Origin of the sequence: Siccirubricoccus soli (assembly GCF_024178315.1) — a bacterium.
GTDB lineage: Bacteria > Pseudomonadota > Alphaproteobacteria > Acetobacterales > Acetobacteraceae > Siccirubricoccus > Siccirubricoccus soli.
Genome location: NZ_JAMZIK010000098.1, coordinates 1 through 18,098 on the forward strand (window position 1 = coordinate 1; position 18,098 = coordinate 18,098).

At 72.3% G+C, this 18,098-nt stretch carries 19 protein-coding genes; 13 read left to right on the top strand and 6 right to left on the bottom strand.

Features of this window, described 5'->3' with window-relative positions:
• A partial coding sequence (locus NJ376_RS15640) for a hypothetical protein (RefSeq protein ID WP_456309419.1) occupies window positions 1-542 on the bottom strand: 542 nt, incomplete at its 3' end.
• A 144-nt stretch (window positions 543-686) separates the two neighbouring features.
• On the opposite strand from NJ376_RS15640, the gene NJ376_RS15645 reads away from it, so the two are divergent.
• The 6 genes from NJ376_RS15645 to NJ376_RS15670 all read left to right on the top strand — a co-directional run bounded on the left by NJ376_RS15645 (window position 687) and on the right by NJ376_RS15670 (window position 6,614).
• The gene (locus tag NJ376_RS15645) at window positions 687-1,115 is read left to right on the top strand and encodes a hypothetical protein (RefSeq protein ID WP_252954217.1); all 429 of its coding nucleotides are present in this window, start codon (window positions 687-689) and stop codon (window positions 1,113-1,115) included.
• A gap of 41 nt (window positions 1,116-1,156) precedes the next feature.
• Window positions 1,157-1,597 (top strand): OmpA family protein, encoded by a 441-nt coding sequence (locus NJ376_RS15650; RefSeq protein ID WP_252954218.1) that lies wholly within the window; start codon window positions 1,157-1,159, stop codon window positions 1,595-1,597.
• A 27-nt stretch (window positions 1,598-1,624) separates the two neighbouring features.
• Window positions 1,625-2,344: a hypothetical protein gene (locus tag NJ376_RS15655; protein WP_252954219.1), complete on the top strand. Its 720-nt coding sequence runs from the start codon at window positions 1,625-1,627 to the stop codon at window positions 2,342-2,344.
• A 135-nt stretch (window positions 2,345-2,479) separates the two neighbouring features.
• Window positions 2,480-3,001 (top strand): hypothetical protein, encoded by a 522-nt coding sequence (locus NJ376_RS15660; RefSeq protein WP_252954220.1) that lies wholly within the window; start codon window positions 2,480-2,482, stop codon window positions 2,999-3,001.
• A 325-nt stretch (window positions 3,002-3,326) separates the two neighbouring features.
• Window positions 3,327-5,051, top strand: coding sequence for a GMC family oxidoreductase (locus NJ376_RS29335; RefSeq protein WP_252954221.1), 1,725 nt, complete (start codon window positions 3,327-3,329; stop codon window positions 5,049-5,051).
• Between the two features lie 231 nt (window positions 5,052-5,282).
• Complete coding sequence (locus NJ376_RS15670; RefSeq protein ID WP_252954222.1) at window positions 5,283-6,614, top strand: dipeptidase; 1,332 nt, start codon at window positions 5,283-5,285, stop codon at window positions 6,612-6,614.
• 244 nt (window positions 6,615-6,858) lie between these two features.
• Here NJ376_RS15670 and ndk read toward each other — a convergent pair whose 3' ends face one another.
• Window positions 6,859-7,281: a nucleoside-diphosphate kinase gene (gene ndk / locus NJ376_RS15675; RefSeq protein ID WP_252954223.1), complete on the bottom strand. Its 423-nt coding sequence runs from the start codon at window positions 7,279-7,281 to the stop codon at window positions 6,859-6,861.
• Between the two features lie 187 nt (window positions 7,282-7,468).
• On the opposite strand from ndk, the gene NJ376_RS15680 reads away from it, so the two are divergent.
• The gene (locus NJ376_RS15680) at window positions 7,469-9,331 is read left to right on the top strand and encodes an ABC-F family ATP-binding cassette domain-containing protein (protein ID WP_252954224.1); all 1,863 of its coding nucleotides are present in this window, start codon (window positions 7,469-7,471) and stop codon (window positions 9,329-9,331) included.
• A 42-nt stretch (window positions 9,332-9,373) separates the two neighbouring features.
• Here NJ376_RS15680 and NJ376_RS15685 read toward each other — a convergent pair whose 3' ends face one another.
• A complete protein-coding gene (locus NJ376_RS15685; RefSeq protein ID WP_252954225.1) occupies window positions 9,374-9,847 on the bottom strand; it encodes a DUF1203 domain-containing protein in 474 nt (157 codons plus the stop codon).
• A 189-nt stretch (window positions 9,848-10,036) separates the two neighbouring features.
• Here NJ376_RS15685 and NJ376_RS15690 point away from each other — a divergent pair, with 189 nt between their 5' ends.
• Complete coding sequence (locus NJ376_RS15690) at window positions 10,037-10,339, top strand: hypothetical protein (RefSeq protein WP_252954226.1); 303 nt, start codon at window positions 10,037-10,039, stop codon at window positions 10,337-10,339.
• Between the two features lie 90 nt (window positions 10,340-10,429).
• Complete coding sequence (locus tag NJ376_RS15695) at window positions 10,430-10,753, top strand: hypothetical protein (protein WP_252954227.1); 324 nt, start codon at window positions 10,430-10,432, stop codon at window positions 10,751-10,753.
• Between the two features lie 77 nt (window positions 10,754-10,830).
• Here the strand turns inward: NJ376_RS15695 and NJ376_RS15700 are convergent, their stop codons facing one another.
• The 3 genes from NJ376_RS15700 to NJ376_RS15710 form a co-directional block, all read right to left on the bottom strand.
• Complete coding sequence (locus NJ376_RS15700) at window positions 10,831-11,802, bottom strand: tripartite tricarboxylate transporter substrate binding protein (RefSeq protein ID WP_252954228.1); 972 nt, start codon at window positions 11,800-11,802, stop codon at window positions 10,831-10,833.
• A 210-nt stretch (window positions 11,803-12,012) separates the two neighbouring features.
• A complete protein-coding gene (locus NJ376_RS15705) occupies window positions 12,013-13,710 on the bottom strand; it encodes a sigma-70 family RNA polymerase sigma factor (RefSeq protein WP_456309425.1) in 1,698 nt (565 codons plus the stop codon).
• A 390-nt stretch (window positions 13,711-14,100) separates the two neighbouring features.
• Window positions 14,101-14,643 (bottom strand): hypothetical protein, encoded by a 543-nt coding sequence (locus NJ376_RS15710; protein WP_252954230.1) that lies wholly within the window; start codon window positions 14,641-14,643, stop codon window positions 14,101-14,103.
• Window positions 14,644-14,715: 72 nt separating this feature from the next.
• On the opposite strand from NJ376_RS15710, the gene NJ376_RS15715 reads away from it, so the two are divergent.
• The 4 genes from NJ376_RS15715 to NJ376_RS15730 all read left to right on the top strand — a co-directional run.
• Window positions 14,716-15,672, top strand: a complete 957-nt coding sequence (locus NJ376_RS15715) for a threonine dehydratase (RefSeq protein WP_252954231.1) — start codon at window positions 14,716-14,718, stop codon at window positions 15,670-15,672.
• Between the two features lie 26 nt (window positions 15,673-15,698).
• Complete coding sequence (locus tag NJ376_RS15720; protein ID WP_252954232.1) at window positions 15,699-16,580, top strand: MBL fold metallo-hydrolase; 882 nt, start codon at window positions 15,699-15,701, stop codon at window positions 16,578-16,580.
• 152 nt (window positions 16,581-16,732) lie between these two features.
• Window positions 16,733-17,647, top strand: a complete 915-nt coding sequence (locus NJ376_RS15725) for a TauD/TfdA dioxygenase family protein (RefSeq protein WP_252954233.1) — start codon at window positions 16,733-16,735, stop codon at window positions 17,645-17,647.
• Window positions 17,647-18,098: Bug family tripartite tricarboxylate transporter substrate binding protein (locus NJ376_RS15730; protein ID WP_252954234.1), on the top strand; the 452-nt coding region annotated here is incomplete at its 3' end. The genes NJ376_RS15725 and NJ376_RS15730, both read left to right, overlap by 1 nt.

Here is an 18,098-nt window from a genome sequence, read left to right on the forward strand (position 1 = left end):
GCGGGCGGCGGCACGGCAGCGACGGGCGACGGCGCTGCGGCCGCGGCGGGCGCCGCCGGCAGGAAGGCGCCGAGCCCGGCGCGCATCGCCTGTTCCAGCGCCTGCGGCGTCTCCGCCATGCCGGGCCGGCCAAGGCCCCATTCCGTCAGCACCGGCTGGCCGCCGACGACGTAGATGGAGGCGGCGCCCGGTCCCACCAGCGCGCGCCGCAGCCAATTCCCGACATCGGCATCGGCCAGCAGCGGCAGCAGCCGGCCGAGCAGCCGGCGCAGCCTCTCCTCCGCCGCCTGCCGCGCCGCAGCGTCCAGGTTGGCAAGCGGCGCGATCTCGCCGGGCAGCGGCGTCAGCCATTCGACGCTGCCATCCGCGCTGCCATTGCCCAGGGTGACGACCGGCGTGGCGAAGAGCGCCGCGGCCTCGGCACCGGCGAGGTTGGCGAGCTGCGCCGAGATCCGCGCATGCTCGTCCTGCACGCTGCCCCGGCCGAGGCGAAAGGGAACGCGGCCGTTCAACCCGGTGCGGGCAAGGCGACGGTCAGCCATCTTTCGGCGCGGCTCCTGGCAGCGAGGGCACTCACGGAAAAGCGAGGCGCTGCAAGAATGATCGGCCCGGCCTCCCCCTGCGGGCGAGTGTAGCCTCCTTCTCCGACTTCGTGCAGTCTGCCGCCGAAATAAGGAGACATTGCGATGCGATCCAGGATCGCCATCGACATCAGCCTGCCGCGAGCCGGCTGCCTTGCCGTTGTTGCCGCCGCCCTGGCACTCGGCGCCGTGCCGGTGCGTGCGCAATATGGCAGCGACGGGCCGAAGCCGAGCGACCTGCGGATGCCGGCACCGACTCCGCCGGCACCGGCGCCGCGCCGGCCGGCGGCACCGGCCGCGCCGCCCCAGGCCGCCGCGCCCGCCGCCACGGCCGAGGACCCCGCCGCCGCCGCCGCGGGCGACGCGATGTTGCCGCCGGCGCTGCGGAATATCCGCGACGCCCAGCCGGCCGATCCTGAACTCGTCGCAGGGCAGGCCGGGCTGCGCCTGCGGCGGAGCCAGCCCGTCGATCTGCGTGGCACCGGCCGGCCGCCTTCCGCTGCCGAATTCGGCGACCTCCTGGCACCGCGTTAAGGCCGCCTGAACCCCTTGCCTGCCATGGACCGACCGAGACGATGAAGCGCGCGACCTTCCTTCTCCTGCTGGCCGCTGCCCTGCTGCCCGCCTGCCAGCGGCAGGTGCAGCCGGTGCCCGCCCCGCTGCCCGGCGCCGAGGCCAGCGTGGTGCTGCGGACCAATTTCGCCTTCAACTCCTACCGCCTGCCGCCCGGCGCGGCGGCGGAGCTGGATGCGCTGGCCCAGGCGATGACCACCGATCCCCGCCTGCAAGCCGCGCAGTTCGACATCAACGGCCATACCGACGTGGTCGGGCGGCTGGGCTACAATATGGGCCTGTCCATGCTGCGCGCCGGCGCGGTGGTGGATGCGCTGATCGCCCGCGGCGTGCCGGCCGCGCGGCTGCGGCCGCAGGGCTTCGGGCCGCTGCAGCTGCTGGATGCCAATGATCCGCGCGGCGGCGTCAACCGCCGGGTGGAAGTGGTCGCGCGCCCGATGTGACGGCGCGCTGAGCTGAAGGGGGATGGGATGGCTCTGATGCATCATTGGGCGCGGGGCCGGGCGGCGTTGCTTGCCGCGCTGTTGCTGCTGGTCTCGGCCTGCGCCCAGACCGGGATGATGGAGCCCGGCCTCTCCCCGTCGCAGCAGGCGCTGCGCCAGGGCATCGGCCAGCAGCAGGATGTGGACTACACGCCGCGCGTCCGGACCGGGGAGACGGTGGCGGAGGGGGCGCTGCTCATGGGGCTGCTCGGCGCCGGCATCGGCGCACTGGCAGGCGGCGGGCGCGGCGCCGCGATCGGCGCCGGGGCGGGCGCCGTGGCGGGTGCCGGCGGCGGCTACCTGGTGGCGCAGAACGCCCAGACCCAGGCCAACCGGGAGGCCGCGCTGCGCGCCCAGATCGACCGCGCCAATGCGGATGCGCGGAAATTCCAGAACTATGCCTATGCCGCCAACCAGGTGGCGGCGGAGGCGCGGCAGCGGATCTCGACGCTGAATGCGCGCTACCGCGCCGGCCAGATCACCGCGGCGCAATTCCGCGAGGAGACCTCGGTCTATCAGCGGGACCTCGCGGCCATGCGGCAGCTCATCTCGGATGGCGGCCGGGTGCAGGGCGGCATGGGCGCGGCCACCGGGCAGAGCAGCGGCTTCGTCCCACCCGCCCGGGCCGTCGGCGGCTCGGTGGCGGAGCTGGACCGGGCGGCGGCGGATATCGCCCGCTCCCTGGCGACGGTGCCGGGCGGGATCTAGCATTTCCCGGCCGGCCGCCGCGCGGCCTTGCAGGCCCCTCGGAGTCGCCCGGTGCCGGCGGCATCGCCCGGCCTGCAGCGGCAGGGACCACGCGGCACCATGGAACGACCCCGTGACTCGGGAAGGGAGACAGCGATGCGCCAGGCGATGCGGTTCAAGGCGGGGTGCGGCGGGCCGGTCCTGGCGGCGCTGCTCGCGCTGGGGGCCTGCGCGCCCATGGGCAATTGCGACCCCACCCAGACCACCTTCGTCAGCGGCATCGCCTGTTCCGCCGGCGGCGGCTACCAGCAGCGCCAGGTGCAGCTTTCCAACGAAGGCGCCATCGCCCGGGGCCGCGCCGCCCAGGCGCAGCAGGATGCGCTGGCGGCGGAGCGCCAGTCCCAGGCAATGCAGGCCGGCGCCCGGGCGGCGGAGCAGCGGGTGCGGCAGCAGGATGCGGAGCTGGCCCGCATGCGCCGGCAGTTGCAAGCGCTGCGCGCCCAGCGCGGCGCCGCGCTGGACGAGGCGCAGCAGGCCCGGCTGCGCCAGGCCGAGGCCGATCTGCGCGAGGCGGAGCGCCGCCGCTCTGCCGCCGCCACCGACCCGGCCGAGGCGGAGCGCCGCGAGCAGGCGATGCGCCGGGCACGGCAGAACATCGACGACCTGATCGGCTTCTGAGCGCCGCCGCGCCGATTCGCCCTCGCGCCATCGAGCACATCTCAGGCCCCGGCCCGGCCTTCGTGCCGTGGCTGCGCCGCGCCTTCGGCATGAGGCGCGATGCGCCTTCGGCGCCGCCCTGGGCGCAAGCCGGGCAGGGCTGCCGCGGCTGGCCGCCCGCGACGGTGCCGATGGCCCGAGACACGCCTTTCGCCGATAGCGGGGGCAGATGCTGGCCGGCGGCGGAACCGGGGTGGCGTGACATCCGGCCGGGTGTTTCCACGCCGGCGGATATTGCTCTAGCCTTCCGCCAAGGCCGCCCGCGGCCCCCTGGGGGGAAAGAATCGTGATCTACGACTACATCATCATCGGCGGCGGTTCCGCCGGCTCCGTCCTTGCCAACCGCCTCTCCGCCCGCTCCGCCAACCGCGTGCTGCTGCTGGAAGCGGGGCAGGACACGCCGCCGGGCCAGGTGCCGAAGGAGATCGAGGACACCTATCCCGGCACCGCCTATTTCGACCCCCGCTTCCACTGGACCGAGCTGAAGGTCCACACCCAGATCGTCTCCCACAACAACCCGAATGCCGAGCGCCCGCCGCTGCGGAAATACGAGCAGGCGCGGGTGCTGGGCGGCGGCTCCTCCATCAACGGCCAGATGGCCAATCGTGGCGCCCCCACCGACTACGACGAATGGGAATCCCGCGGTGCCGAGGGCTGGGCCTGGGACAAGGTCCTGCCCTACTTCAAGAAGGTCGAGCGCGACCTCGACTTCGACAATGAGTGGCACGGGAAGGAGGGCCACATCCCGGTCCGCCGCATCCCGCAGGCGCACTGGAACCCGCACGCCAAGGCCGCGGCCGAGGCCTTCAAGCTGGCCGGCTTCAAATACCTGCCCGACCAGAACGGCGAGTTCACCGATGGCTACTTCCCCATCACCATCTCCAATGCCGAGGAGAAGCGCGTCTCCGCCGCCATCGGCTACCTGAACACGGATGTGCGCCGACGGAACAACCTGACCATCTCCACCGAGACCCAGGCCCGCGCGCTGATCTTCGAGGGCACGCGCTGCGTCGGCGTGACGGCGGTGGTGAAGGGGCGGGAGCAGGAATTCCGCGGGCGGGAGATCATCCTCTCCTGCGGCGCCATCCACAGCCCGGCGCATCTGCTGCGCGCCGGCATCGGCCCGGTCGGGCATCTGCGGGACATGGGCATCCCCGTGCTCTCCGCCCTGCCGGGGGTGGGGCAGCGGCTGATGGACCACCCCTCCATCTCGCTCTCCTCCTTCATCCGGCCGCAGGCCAGGCTGCGGGACAGCGACCCGTCGCGGCGGCACATCCTGGTCGGGCTGCGCTACTCCTCGCAGATCGGCGGCGCCCCGCCGGGCGACATGTTCGTCGCCGTCGCCAGCAAATCCGCCTGGCATTCGGTGGGGGTGCAGATCGCCTCCATGCTGGCCTTCGTGAACAAGACCTATTCCGAAACCGGCCAGGTCCGCCTCGCCTCCACCGATTGGCGGGAGGAGCCGGTGGTGGAGTTCAACCTGCTCTCGGATCGCCGCGACCTCGACCGGCTGATGGCCTGCTTCAAGATGCTGGCGGCGATGCAGCTCAGCCCGCCGCTCGCCGCCGTGACGACCGACCCCTTCCCCGCCAGCTACAGCGACAAGGTGCGGCAGATCGGCGTGGTGAACGAGAAGAACCGCTGGCTGACCCGCGGCATCGCGGCGCTGCTGGACGGGCCGGCGGCGCTGCGCCGCTTCCTGATCGAACGCTACGTGGTGGAGGGCTTCACCTTCCAGCAGGTGATGTCGGATGACGAGGCGCTGGAGGCCTTCATCCGCAAGGCCACGATCGGCGTCTGGCATGCCTCCTGCTCCTGCCGCATGGGGCGGGAGGAGGACCCGATGAGCGTGGTCGATACCTCCGGCCGGGTGAAGGGCGTGGCCGGGCTGCGCGTGGTGGATGCCTCCATCTTCCCGGTGGTGCCCTGCGCCAATACGAACTTCCCGGTGCTGATGACAGCGGAGAAGGTGGCGGATGCGATCCTGGCCGAAAGCCGGGTGATGGCCTGAGGGGGAGGGGCCGGGTCGTCCGTCCGGCCCCTCCCCCAGCCTTCCCTTGTCCGCGGGGGGAGCGTCCTCCCTTCTCCGTGGCGCGCATCCGGCATTCGATCCGGCGCGGCATGGCGGCCAGCACCGCCCGCAACCATGGCTCCGGCTGCTTTCCCCCGACCGGCCGCCGGCCGATCGTTGCATGGCTGGCGGCGGTGCGGCAGGCTGCGTCCGCCGGGCGGGAATTGAAGCATGGACGAGACCCGCGACACGACCGGCTGGGCGCTGCCGATCGACGCGCATCGGCTGCTGCTGACGGAGGATGCGCTCTGCTGCGCCGGCTGCCGGCCAGACCCGGCGCGAACGGTGCTGGTGGAGAGCGAGGCGCCGCTGGAGGTGCCCGCCGGCCGGCTGCGCTTCGCCGGCACTTGGCATCCCGCCGCGCCCTGGCGGGGAAGGCTGGCCGGGGCACGGCTGCTGGGGCTGGCGGAAGCACCGGGCCCCTGGCTGCGCCGGCGCTCCCTGCTCGGCGCCGCGCTGCCGCTGGCCTGCGTCGCCGCCCTGCCCGGCTGCGCCACGCCGGCGCCACCCGGCCCGACGGCGGAGGCGCTGCTGGCCCGCGCCACCCCGGCCGACCTGCACAGCCATGCCGGCCGCGTCATCCTGAGCCGCATGCGACAGCGGCCCTTGGAGCCGGTGGCGGCGCCGATGCGGGAGGGGCGGATGCGCCTGGTGGCGCTCGCCATGGTGGCGGATACCCCGGTGACGCATGTGACACCGGACAACCGCATTGCCCCCTTCCGCCCGCCGGCACCGGAGGAGCTGGCGGCGCATGGGGAGGCCGCCTTCGCCCGGCTGCATGCCCTGGTGGCGGCGCAGGGGCTGGCGGTGGTGCGGGACCGGCCCGGCCTGGCCGCCGCCCTGGCTCCGGGTGCCGGCCCCGCCGTGGTGGTGGCGGCTGAGGGAGCGGATTTCCTGGAAGCCCGGCTGGAGGGGCTGGAACGGGCCTTCGCCACCCATGGGCTGCGCCACTTGCAGCTGGTGCATTACCGGGTGAACGAGCTGGGCGACATCCAGACCGAGCCACCCGAGCATCAGGGCCTGACGGCGTTCGGCGCCGAGGTGGTGCGGGCGTGCAACCGGCTCGGCGTGGTGGTGGATGTGGCGCATGCCAGCTTCGCCACGGTGCAGCGGGCGGTGGAGGTGGCGGCGAAGCCCGTGGTGCTCTCCCACACCTCGCTGACGAACCGGCCCGGCCCCCGCTCCCGCCAGATCACCGCCGACCATGCCCGGCTGGTGGCGCGGACCGGCGGGGTCATCGGCATCTGGCCGCCGAGCACGATCTTCCCGACCTTGCGCGCTTATGCGGAGGGCATGGCGCGCGCCGCGGATGTGGTGGGGGCCCGGCATGTCGGCCTTGGCAGCGACATGCTGGGGCTGCTCTCGCCCGCCTGTTTCGGCGATTACCGGGAGACCCCCGCCCTGGCCGCCGCCCTGCTGAAGGTGGGCTTCAGCACGGATGAGGCGGCCGGCGTGCTGGGCGGCAACTACGCCCGGGTCCTGGCCGAAGTGTTGCCGGCCTGATACCCGGCTCGGAAAGTCCTGACTTTCCGAGCCGGGTATCGCGCGCAGGGGTGGTGTGGCGGCTGCGCGCCGAAATCAAGGGCAGACCGGCCGCGCCCGTGGATCGACATCGGTCAGCATTTCGCGGGGCCGGGATGGGAGGCTAAATTCAAGAATTCCAAGGGGTTGAACGCAGTGCGTTCAACCCCTTGGCGGGAAGAGTTCGAGAGGAGGTCGCGGCACTGCTGCGACGCCCCTCCCAGGATCAGCCGACGATCTCGACCCCGGCGAAGAAGAAGGCGATCTCGGTCGCCGCATTCTCCGCGCTGTCGCTGCCATGGACGCTGTTCGCCTCGATGCTCTCGGCGAATTCCTTGCGGATGGTGCCCGGGGCGGCGTTGGCCGGGTTGGTGGCGCCCATGATCTCGCGGTTCTTCGCCACCGCGTTCTCGCCTTCCAGCACCTGCACCACCACCGGGCCGGAGGTCATGAAGGCCACCAGGTCCTTGTAGAAGGGCCGCTCCTTGTGGACGGCGTAGAAGGCGCCCGCCTGGGCCTCGGAGAGCTGGAGGCGCTTCTGCGCAACGATGCGCAGCCCGGCTTCCTCGAATTTCGCGTTGATCTTGCCGGTCAGGTTCCGGCGGGTGGCATCCGGCTTCAGGATGGAGAGGGTGCGTTCCACGGCCATGGGGGCGGTCCTTTGCAGAATCGGCTGGTGGGCGCCGGATAGGTGAGTGCGGCGAGGGAGGCAAGCCCCGCATGGGGCGCGGGCCGGATCATTGGCGCCACGCCCGGCTCTCCGGGGCTTCGATGCCTGGGCGCAAGCTTCCGCCGGGCCTTTCGCCGGGGCCGCCTGTCTCGCTAGAACACCGCGCATGACCGCCCTCGTCATCCGCGACCTCACCCTTCGCATCGCCGGCCGCACCCTGCTGGACGGCGCCGACCTGACGGTGGAGCCGGGCCGGAAGGTGGGGCTGGTCGGCCGCAACGGCGCCGGCAAATCCACCCTGCTGAAGGCCATCACCGGGGAGCTCTCGCCGGATGGCGGGGAGATCCGCCTGGCCCAGCGCGCCCGCCTCGGCCATGTCGCGCAGGAAGCCCCCGGCGGCGAGGACAGCCTGCTGGAGACGGTGCTGGCCGCCGATACCGAGCGCGCCGCCCTGCTGGCGGAAGCCGCCGCGGCCCCGGAAGGCCACCGCCTGGCCGAGATCCATGAGCGGCTGATCGCCATCCAGGCGGACAGCGCCCCCTCCCGCGCCGCCACCATCCTGGCCGGCCTCGGCTTCGATGCGGCGGCGCAGGCTAGGCCGAGCCGGGAGTTCTCCGGCGGCTGGCGCATGCGGGTGGCGCTGGCGTGGGTGCTGTTCCTGGAACCGGACCTGCTGCTGCTGGACGAGCCGACCAACCATCTCGACCTCGAGGCCACGATCTGGCTGGAGGGCTGGCTGCAGCGCTTCTCCGGCGCCGCCATCGTGGTCAGCCATGACCGCGGCCTGCTGGACCGCTGCGTCGATGCCATCGCGCATCTGGATCGCGGCAAGCTCGCCCTCTACCCGGGCGGCTTCGGCAATTTCGTCCGGGTGCGGACGGAACGCCAGGCGCAGCTCGCCGCGGCGGCGGAACGGCAGGCGGCGGAACGCGCCCATATCCAGTCCTTCATCGACCGCTTCCGCGCCAAGGCCAGCAAGGCCCGCCAGGCGCAATCCCGGCTGAAGGCGCTGGAGCGGATGCCGGTGATCGAGGCGGTGGTGGAGGATGCGGCAACGCGCTTCGCCTTTCCCGAACCCTCCGAGCTGCCGCCACCTATCCTCTCCGTCTCCGGCGGCGTCATCGGCTATGACGGCCGTGCCGTGCTGCGCGGGCTGGATCTGCGGCTGGACCAGGATGACCGCATCGCCCTGCTCGGCGCCAACGGCAACGGCAAGTCCACCCTGGCCAAGCTGTTCGCGGGCCGGCTGCCGCTGATGGCGGGCAAGGAGCATCGCGCGCCCAAGCTGAAGATCGGCTACTTCGCCCAGCACCAGGCGGAGGAGCTGGACCTGGACGGCACGCCGCTGACCCATATGCAGGCCGCGCTGCCCCGCGCCACCGTGGCGCAATGCCGGGCCCAGCTCGCCCGCTTCGGCCTGGATGCCGACCGGGCGGAGACGAAGATCAGCGCCTGCTCCGGCGGCGAGAAGGCGCGGCTGCTGCTGGCGCTCTGCACGCGGGAGGCGCCGCAGCTCCTCATCCTCGACGAGCCGACCAACCATCTCGACATCGACGCCCGCGACGCGCTGGTGAAGGCGCTGGCGGAGTACAAGGGCGCGGTGGTGCTGATCAGCCACGACCCGCATCTGGTGGAACTGGTGGCGGACCGGCTCTGGCTGGTCGGGGATGGGCGCGTCACGCCCTATGACGGCGACCTGGAGGATTACCGCGCCCTGCTGTCCGGCAGGCGCCCGGCGCGCGGCGAGGCGGCGGCCCCGCCGAAGCCGAGCGAAAGGCGGGAACGCGCGGAAAGCCGCGCGGCGCTGGCGCCGCTGCGCGAGAAGGCAAAGCGGATCGAGGCGGAGATGGCGAAGCTGCAGCAGGAAGCGGCGACCATCGACGCGGCGCTGGCCGATCCGCGGCTCTACGCGAACAGCAAGGGCGACCTGATCGCGCGGGCGACGCAGCGGCGGGCCGAGATCACCCGGCTGCTCTCGCCGCTGGAAGACGAGTGGCTGGAGCTGCAGGAGAAGCTGGAAGCGGCCTGAGGGCGGTCTGCGCCCTCAAGCCCCTGCCCGTCGCACCACCCGTCAGAGCTTCTCCACCGCCGTCAGCAGGCAGCCGGGGCGGGCGGTGTGGATGTTGATCCAGCGCGTGCGCGGATCGGCCAGGGCGCGCTCCAGCAGCGGCGCCACCTCGGCGCCCGGCGCGACGACGCCCAGATCGTACAGGCACAGCTCCGCCGCGTCGTAGCTGCGCACCGAGACCAGCGCATTGGCCAGCACGATCGGCGCGATCTCCTCCACGGCCTCGAAGCGCGCGCAGTCCCGTGCGTGCAGGAAGATCGGGCTCGGCGTCCAATAGGCGTCGAGCGGATGCGGCAGGGCATAGCTGCCGAGCAGCATCTCCTCTCCCGCCTCGCCCAATTGCAGGCAATGCCGGCAGGGAAAGCCAGGGCCATCCACCACGCGCCGGTGCAGCTCCAGCCCACGATCGTCGCGCCCGGTGGCGCGCCACCGCGCCGCCGTCGCGCTGGGGATTGCGACGCATTGGAACCTCGTCATGCCGAACTCCTTCCTCTCCGGCACAGCATGACGAGACCCGCCCGCACGCCGCCATCCGGCGGTTGCGGCGATACGCCCGTCGAATGGGGAGCATCCGAAGCCGGCATTGGGCAGCGCGCGCATCGCCGCGCATCTTCCGGTGCAACGGCGAGGGCGAAGGCCCGGCCGAGATTGCCAGGAGATCCCACTATGATCCGCAGCCTGATCCTTGCCTCCGCCCTGCTCGCCACCGCCTTCGCCGCGGCGCAGGCGGCCGGCCCGCGCCTCCTCGGCGGCGGGGAGAATGCCGAGCTGGTTTATGAGGCGCCCTCCACCAATCTCGCCGGTGGCGGCATCGCGCAGGTGACGGGCGGCGGCGAGGATCTCGCCTACAGCCACGCGACAGAAGCGGGGGCGCAGCGCAACGCGCCGGCGATGCTGCTCGGCGGCGGCGAGGATGCCGTGCTGGTGCGCCATGGCACCGCGATCCGGGCGGCGATGCCGCGCGGCTGAACGCCGCGTGACCCCGCTCACATAAACTGTCGTCAATCCGACCTATTCAGCATCCCGCCTTCACACGGCAGCAAACAAAGGAGACAGACCATGATCCACAAAGCCCTGATCGCTTCCATCATCGCCCTGGGCGCCGCCGGTGCCGCGCAGGCGCAGTCCGGCCCCCGCCTGATCGGCGGCGGCGAGGATGCCATGGTGGTCTATGACGTCGCTTCGACGAACCGCGCCGGCGGTGCCACCGCACGGGTGATCGGCGGTGGGGAGGATGCGCAGTACAGCGCCAGCGCCACCACGCCGGCGCCGGGCCTCGTCGGCACGCTGCTGGGCGGCGGTGAGAATGCCGTTGTGGTGTACCAGCAGCCCAGCATGCCCGCCTCGATGATGGCGGGCCGGGGCAACCAGCCGCGCGGCTGATCCCTCGGCGCCCCGGGCGTCGCATGCCGTCAGGCCGGCCAGCGCAAGCTGGCCGGCCTGCTGCGTTTCAGGGGGACTCAGCCAATGCGCAGGCCGAGCTCCTGCACGATGCGGCGCGCCTCCTCCTTCAGCATCACCGCGTCATCGGCGAAGGCCTCGGGGCCCAGATAGCGCACCGGCATGTCGAAGCGCGCCAGCACGGCGAGGTGCTGCGGATCGTGCACCGCCAGGCGGAAGGCGTCGTGAATGATGCGCACCACCTCCGGCTCCATGCCACGCGGGCCGGCGATGCCGTAGGTGCTCTCGCCTATGACGTCATAGCCGCATTCGCGGAAGGTCGGCACATCCGGGAAGCGCTTCGCACGCTCGGTCATCCACACCGCCAGCGGCCGCAGCCGGCCTTCCAGCGCCATGTCGGCCCAGGCGGAGGTCTCGGCGGAGAAGTGGATGTCGCCGGCCAGCAGCGCCTGCAGATTGGGCGCGGCGCCGCGGAAGGCCACCGGCACCCATTCGATGCGCGCCTGCTTCGCCAGGGTCTGCATCTGCACTTCGGTGGTGTTGGCGCCGGGCGTGCCGTAATTCAGCTTGCCCGGGTTGGCGCGGGCATATTCCACCAGCTCCGGCAGCGTCCGCCAGGGCGCGTCGGGCCGCACCACCACGCCGCCCATATAGCCCACCAGGCGGATGATCCAGGTGAAGTCCGCCACCGGATCCCATTGCGGCTTCGCCTGCATCGCCGGCATGCGGAAGACGCCGTTGGGCATCTGGGAGAGGGTGTAGCCGTCCGGCTTCGCGTCCTTCAGCGCGATGGCGCCGAGGGTGCCGCTGGCGCCCGGCTTGTTCTCCACCACCACGGGCTGGCCGAGATGGCGCTGCGCGATCTCGCAGACGGAGCGCATCTGGACATCGGTCGCACCGCCCGGCGTCCAGGGCACGAAGACGCGGATCGGCCGGTCCGGGTAACGCGGCTGCGCCAGGGCAGGGATGGCAAGGGGGGCAGCGATGGGCGCCAGCAGCAGGGCGCGCCGCGTCGGGCCGGCATTCGGCATGGGCGATCCTCCTTCTTCGGCCGGCTGTCCCGCCGGCTCATCGCCAGCATGCCGAAGCCGAAGGAGGAACGCCAAGCATTCAGGCAGAACGGCGCCCTGCCGGAACAAGCGCCGCCGGCTGCCCTGGCGCGGCCGCGCCGCGCCAGGCTGTGCGGGATGCCGCTGGAACGGGAACCCACGACGTTGCGCCGGCAACGTCGTGGGGAAGTATCAGCTCTGGTCGCCTTCGAGGAAGGTGCGCAGCGCCCGGCCGCCGGAGCCCTGCTGCAGCTTGCGCAGCGCCTTGGCCTCGCTCTGCCGGATGCGCTCCCGCGTCACGTTGAAGGTCTTGCCGACCTCCTCCAGCGTGTGGTCGCGCTCCATGCCGATGCCGAAGCGCATGCGCAGGATGCGCTCCTCGCGCGGCGTCAGGCCGGAGAGCACCTTGGCCGCGGCGGCGCGCAGGCCGGACCGCGCCACGGCGTCGAAGGGCAGCACCGCCGCGCGATCCTCGATGAGGTCCCCGAGGCGGCCATCCTCATCCTCGCCGATCGGCGTATCGAGGCTCACCGGCTCGCGCGCGATGGCCTGCACGGACTTCACCTTCTCCAGCGGCATGCCGAGGCGCTGCGCCAGCTCCTCCGGCGTCGGCTCGCGGCCGATCCGCTGCGCCAGGCTGCGGCCGATGCGCGCGACCTTGGAGGCCGTCTCCGCCATGTGCACCGGGACGCGGATGGTCCGCGCCTGGTCGGCAATGGCGCGCGTCACGGACTGCCGCACCCACCAGGTGGCGTAGGTGGAGAATTTGAACCCCTTGCGCCAATCGAACTTCTCGACCGCGCGCATCAGGCCGATATTGCCTTCCTGGATCAGGTCGCCGAAGAGCAGGCCGCGGTTGCGGTACTTGCGGGCGATGTGCACCACCAGCCGCAGGTTCGCCCGCGTCAGCTCCTCCTTCGCCCGCCGCATGTCGCGCTCGCCGCGCGCCATCTCCTGGTGAACGCGGCGCAGCACCGGCGCCAGCAGCCCCACCTGGGCCTCCAGCGCGGCGATGTCGGCGCGGATCGCCCGCACCTCCGCCGCCGCCGCGGCCTTCAGCTTCGCGGCCACCTTCTCGGCGCCCGCCGCGCTGCCATCCCACAGCTTCAGGAAGGCCTCGCGGTCGAATTTCGTCCGCTGGTCCGCCTGGGCGGCGCGCATCGCCCGGCCGTCCAGCGCGGTCAGCCTGCGGTTGGCGTCGCGGATGCGGCCGATCAGGTCCTCGATCCGGTCAGCCCGCAGGCGCAGCGCGCCGAGCAGGTTGGCGGAACCCGGCACCGCGCCCACTGCCAGCACGGCGTCGAAGGCGGCCAGCATCTCGGGGCGCAGGCGCTGCTCCTGCGTCTGGTCGCCATTCTCCTCGTCGCCCGGCTCCGGCGCCTCGGCGGCGGCGGCCAGCGCCTCCAGCTCCACCACCTCGCGCAGCGGCAGCCGCGCCTCGGCGATGCCCTCGCGCCATTCGGCCAGCGCGGCGATCGTCGTCGGGCTCTCGCCCAGCGCATTCAGCATGGCTTCCCGCCCGGCCTCGATCCGCTGGGCGAGCGCGACCTCCTCCTCCCGCGTCAGCAGCTCGGTGCGGGACATCTCGCGCAGGAACATGCGCACCGGGTCGTCGGTACGGCCCAGCGTTGCCTCATTGACATTGCCGGCGACAGCGGCCGGCGCGACCGTATCCTCGGCCTCCTCGGCGACCTTCTCGGTCTCCTCGGCCTCCTCGCCCTCGGCTTCCGGCGGCGGTTCGTCAAGGATGTCGGCTTCGGTCCACGGCGCCAGTTCCTCGGCCGGGACGTCGGCGACCAACGCCTCGAGGCTCGGCGCGCCGAGCGGGCGCGAGCTGCGCAGCTCCGGCTCGGCCTCGTCCAGCATGGTATCCGTGACAAACCCGTCCATCATTCCACACTCCTCGGGCAGCCCTGGCCGGCGCCGGGGGGCCACACCTTCAATACCTATGCGAGCGCCAATCCGGCGTCCCGCGGCCGAGACACGTTTGCGCACCCACGTAAGCGGGCCCGGTTAGCCGATCGGGTCCTGGGGGAGGGGGTGCGCCGCGGCGCCACCCCCATGTAGGGTGTCACCAGGGCGCAAACACCCCCAAATTGCGCCACAACGGGCCAGGGGCGCACTTCTAATTCAGGCCGGCCGGCAACCGGAAGCGAAATCAGCAGCGGAGGGCTGCGCTTGCCGCGCACCACCCTTGCGGGCTGCGCCGAACAGAAACATGGCGTAACGTGGGCCGTCCCGGCGGGCGCGAATGCCACTGCCGGGGCAGGCCGCCGCGGCTCAGGCACTACCTTCGCGCCATACCCGCGCGGCGCCGCAGGCGCGCAGCACCTCCTCGGCCTTCGCCGCCTTCTCGGCGGAGGCGGTATGCACCATCAGGATGCTGCCATGCTGATCCGTGGCGTGATGCTGCGGCGCATGGCCGCCCGGGGCAGCACCCTGCCCTGCCGCTTCCCCGGCCGCCAGGGTTGCACCGCCCGCCGCCGCGGCTGCCGCCACCGCCGGCAGGGCAGCGCCGCCGGTGCCCACCACCAGCCCGGCCGCCGCCATGCCCACCGCCGCCGCGGCGGTGCTGGTGCCGAGGGTGCGCAGGTTGCGGGCATCATCCTCCCGCACCGGCGTCTCGCGCTCCGACTCCGTCCGCCTGTCCTCCCGCCCCGGCACGCGGACGGAAAGATCGGCGCGCTGGAAGGCGCTGCCCTCCAGCCGGGACAGGGCTTCGTCGAGCTGTTTCGAATCGTGGAATTCGCCGCACACCTGCTGGGTCGCGGGGGTATCATCCGTTTGGCCGGTCCAGCCGGCGCTGTTGACCTCGATGGCCATTCCGGGGCGCTCCAATATCCTTCGAGGGGGGCCAACGCCGCGGCGCGCCCGATGTTCCAAAGGATTCCCGCCATGTTCGACCTGCCGGCGCTGGAAGCGGCTGCCGACCGCCTTCACCGCATCCTGCCGCCCACGCCGCAATTCGCCTGGCCGCTGCTCGCCGCCCGTTGCGGCGCCGAGGTCTGGGTGAAGCACGAGAACCACACCCCGACCGGGGCCTTCAAGGTCCGCGGCGGGCTGGTGTTCCTGGAGGCGTTGCGGCGGGCGCGGCCGGGGCTGCCGGGTATCATCAGCGCCACCCGCGGCAATCACGGCCAGAGCCTCGCCTTCGCCGGCGCCCGGCTCGGCGTTCCCGTCACCATCCTGGTGCCGCGCGGCAACAGCACGGAGAAGAACGCCGCCATGCGCGCCCTGGGCGCCCGGCTGCTGGAGTATGGCGCGGATTTCGACGAGGCGCGGGCGGAAGCGGCGCGGCTGGCGGAGGCGGAAGGACTCGTCTTCGCGCCGAGCTTCGCGCCGGAGCTGGTGCTGGGCGTCGCCACCTATGCGCTGGAATTGTTCCGCGCCGCGCCGCCGCTCGATGCGCTCTATGTCCCGATCGGCCTCGGCAGCGGGATCTGCGGCTGCATCCTGGCGCGGGACCTGCTGGACCTTGCCACCGAGATCATCGGCGTGGAGAGCACGGAGGCCGGCAGCTATGGCCGCTCCATCGCCGCCGGCAAGCGCATCACCCTGAACAGCGCCGCGACCCGCGCCGACGGGATCGCGACGCGGGAGCCGGACCCGGAGGCGCTGCGGATCATCGAGCGCGGCGCCGCCCGGATCGTCAGCGTGACGGATGCCGAGGTGGCGGCGGCGATCCGCGCCTATTGGCAGGACACCCACAACCTGGCCGAAGGCGCCGGCGCCGCCCCGCTGGCCGCGCTGCTGCAGGAGAAGGCGCGGATGGCCGGCCGGCGCGTCGGCCTCATCCTCTCCGGCGGCAATATCGACCTGGCCCTGTTCCGGGACTGGGTGCTGGGCAACTAACGCCCGGCCGCCGGTGTTGCGGCGGCATGCGCATCCATCATCTGGATTGCGGCCCCGCGCGCCCCTTCGGCGGCGCGCTGATGGATGGCGCCAGCCCCGGCGCCATCGGCCGCCTCACCTGCCACTGCCTGGCCATCGAGACGCCGCGCCACGGCGTGGTGCTGGTGGATACCGGGCTCGGCCTGCGGGACATGCAGCGCCCCCATGCCCGGCTGCCCTGGCTGAACGCCGGGCTGCTGCGCTTCCGCTTCGATCCGGACCGGACGATGCTGCGCCAACTCAGGCATCTCGGGCTGTCGCCGCGGGATGTGCGGCACATCGTCATGACGCATCTGGATTTCGACCATGCCGGCGGGCTGGTCGATTTCCCCGCCGCCCGGGTGCACCTGATGCAGACGGAAGCGGCGGCGGCCCGCGCCCGGCACGGGCTGATGGGCCGGGCCCGCTGGCGCCCGGCGCAATGGGGCGACCAGGGGCGCTGGATCACCTATTCGGAGCGCACCACGGAGCGCTGGTTCGGCTTCGACGCCGTGGCGCTGGAGGGGCTGCCGCCGGAGCTGCTGCTGATCCCGCTGCCGGGCCATACGCCGGGCCATGCCGGCGTCGCGGTGGAAGGCCCGCGCGGCTGGATGCTGCATGCGGGCGATGCCTATTTCAGCCGCTCCGAACTCTATGACGACCCGCCGCGCTGCCCGCCCGGCACGGCGGCCTATGAGTGGCTGATGGCGGCACTGCCGGCGCAGCAGCAGGCCAATCAGCGGCGGCTGCGGGAGCTGGCGCGGGCGGAGGAGGCGCCGGTCGCCATCTTCTGCACCCATGACCCGGTGGAATACGTCGCCATGGCGGTATGGGCGGAACAGCAGCCGCGCGTCGCCAATGATGCGGAGGCGATGGCGGCGGCGGGGTAGCGGGGCTCCGCCCCGGCCCCGGCAGGGGCGGAGCCCCCTGCACCCCCGCCGGGGAGGGAACCCCTCCCCGGACCCCGGTGGGAATTTGGTCGGTTGACTTGTCCGGCCTGCCGCAAGGGGGCTAGCCTTCCGGCCAATCACCGGAGGAAACAATGGCCGACCTCACCATCACCCCGCTCGGCTACGCCATGGGCGCGGAAGTCACCGGCCTCGACCTGACCCGCCCGCTGGACGACCTGACACGGCGCCGGCTCTACGATGCCTGGCTCAAGCATGTCGTGCTGGTCTTCCCCAACCAGCACCTGACGCCGGAGCAGCACATCGCCTTCTCCGCCAATTTCGGCAAGCTGGACCAGCACGCCAGCCAGGCGCCGGAGACGCTGCTGGAAGGCCACCCGGAAATCCTCGTCGTCACCAACAAGAAGCGGCTCGGCAAGCCTTCCGGCACCCGCAACACCGGGCGCAACTGGCATACCGACCTTTCCTACTCCCTGCGCCCGGCCAAGGGCGCGCTGCTGCTCTGCCAGGAAAAGCCGCCGGTCGGCGGCGACACCATGTGGGCCAACCTGACCCTGGCCTATGAGACGCTGAGCCCGACCATGCAGCGCTTCCTGGAAGGGCTGGAAGCGGTGCACGACGTCTCCCTCGTGAAGGGCATCGGGGCGCGCGACCCCGCCATCATCCAGGGCCTGAAGTCGCGCAACCCGCCGGTGGTGCATCCCATGGTCCGCGTGCATCCGGACACCGGCAAGAAGTCGCTGCTGGCCGGGGAGCGCGTCTCCCACATCCTCGGCCTGACGGAGGATGAGAGCACGGCGATCCTGAACCTGCTGAACGCCCATGCCACCTCGCCGGAATTCGTCTACCGGCATCGCTGGCGGGTCGGCGACATCGTGCTGTGGGACAATCGCTGCACCTGCCATGTCGCCCTGCCGGATTTCGACCAGACCCAGCCGCGGCTGATGCTGCGCTGCTCGCTGGAAGGCGAGACGGAAGGGCGGCTGGCGGACGTCGCTCCGGCCGCGACGAAGGAGCAGATGATCCAGACGGTGGCGGCCCTCTCCTGATGCGTGCCTCCCGTCGCGGCCTGCTGGCGGGGCTCGCCACCGCGCCGCTGGCCATGCGGGCCCGCGCCCAGGGCGGGGCGGGCCCGGCCATCCGCGTCGTCGTGCCCTATGTCGCCGGCGGCACCACGGACATCGTCGGCCGGATGGTGGCGGAGGCGCTGGCGGAACGCCTGCCGCGCAGCGTCATCGTCGAGAATCGCGGCGGCGCCAGCGGCATGGTGGGGACGGAGGCGGTGGCCCGCGCCGCGCCGGACGGGACCACGCTGCTGCTCTGCTCCAGTGCGCATGCGGTGCTGCCCTCGCTCTACCCCAGCCTGTCCTGGGATCCGGTGGCGGATTTCACCGCCATCGCCCCGGTGGCCGCCACGCCCTACATGCTGGTGGTGCATCCCTCCCTGCCGGTGCGCAACCTGGCGGAGCTGGTGGCCCTGGCCAAGGCGCAGCCGGGGCA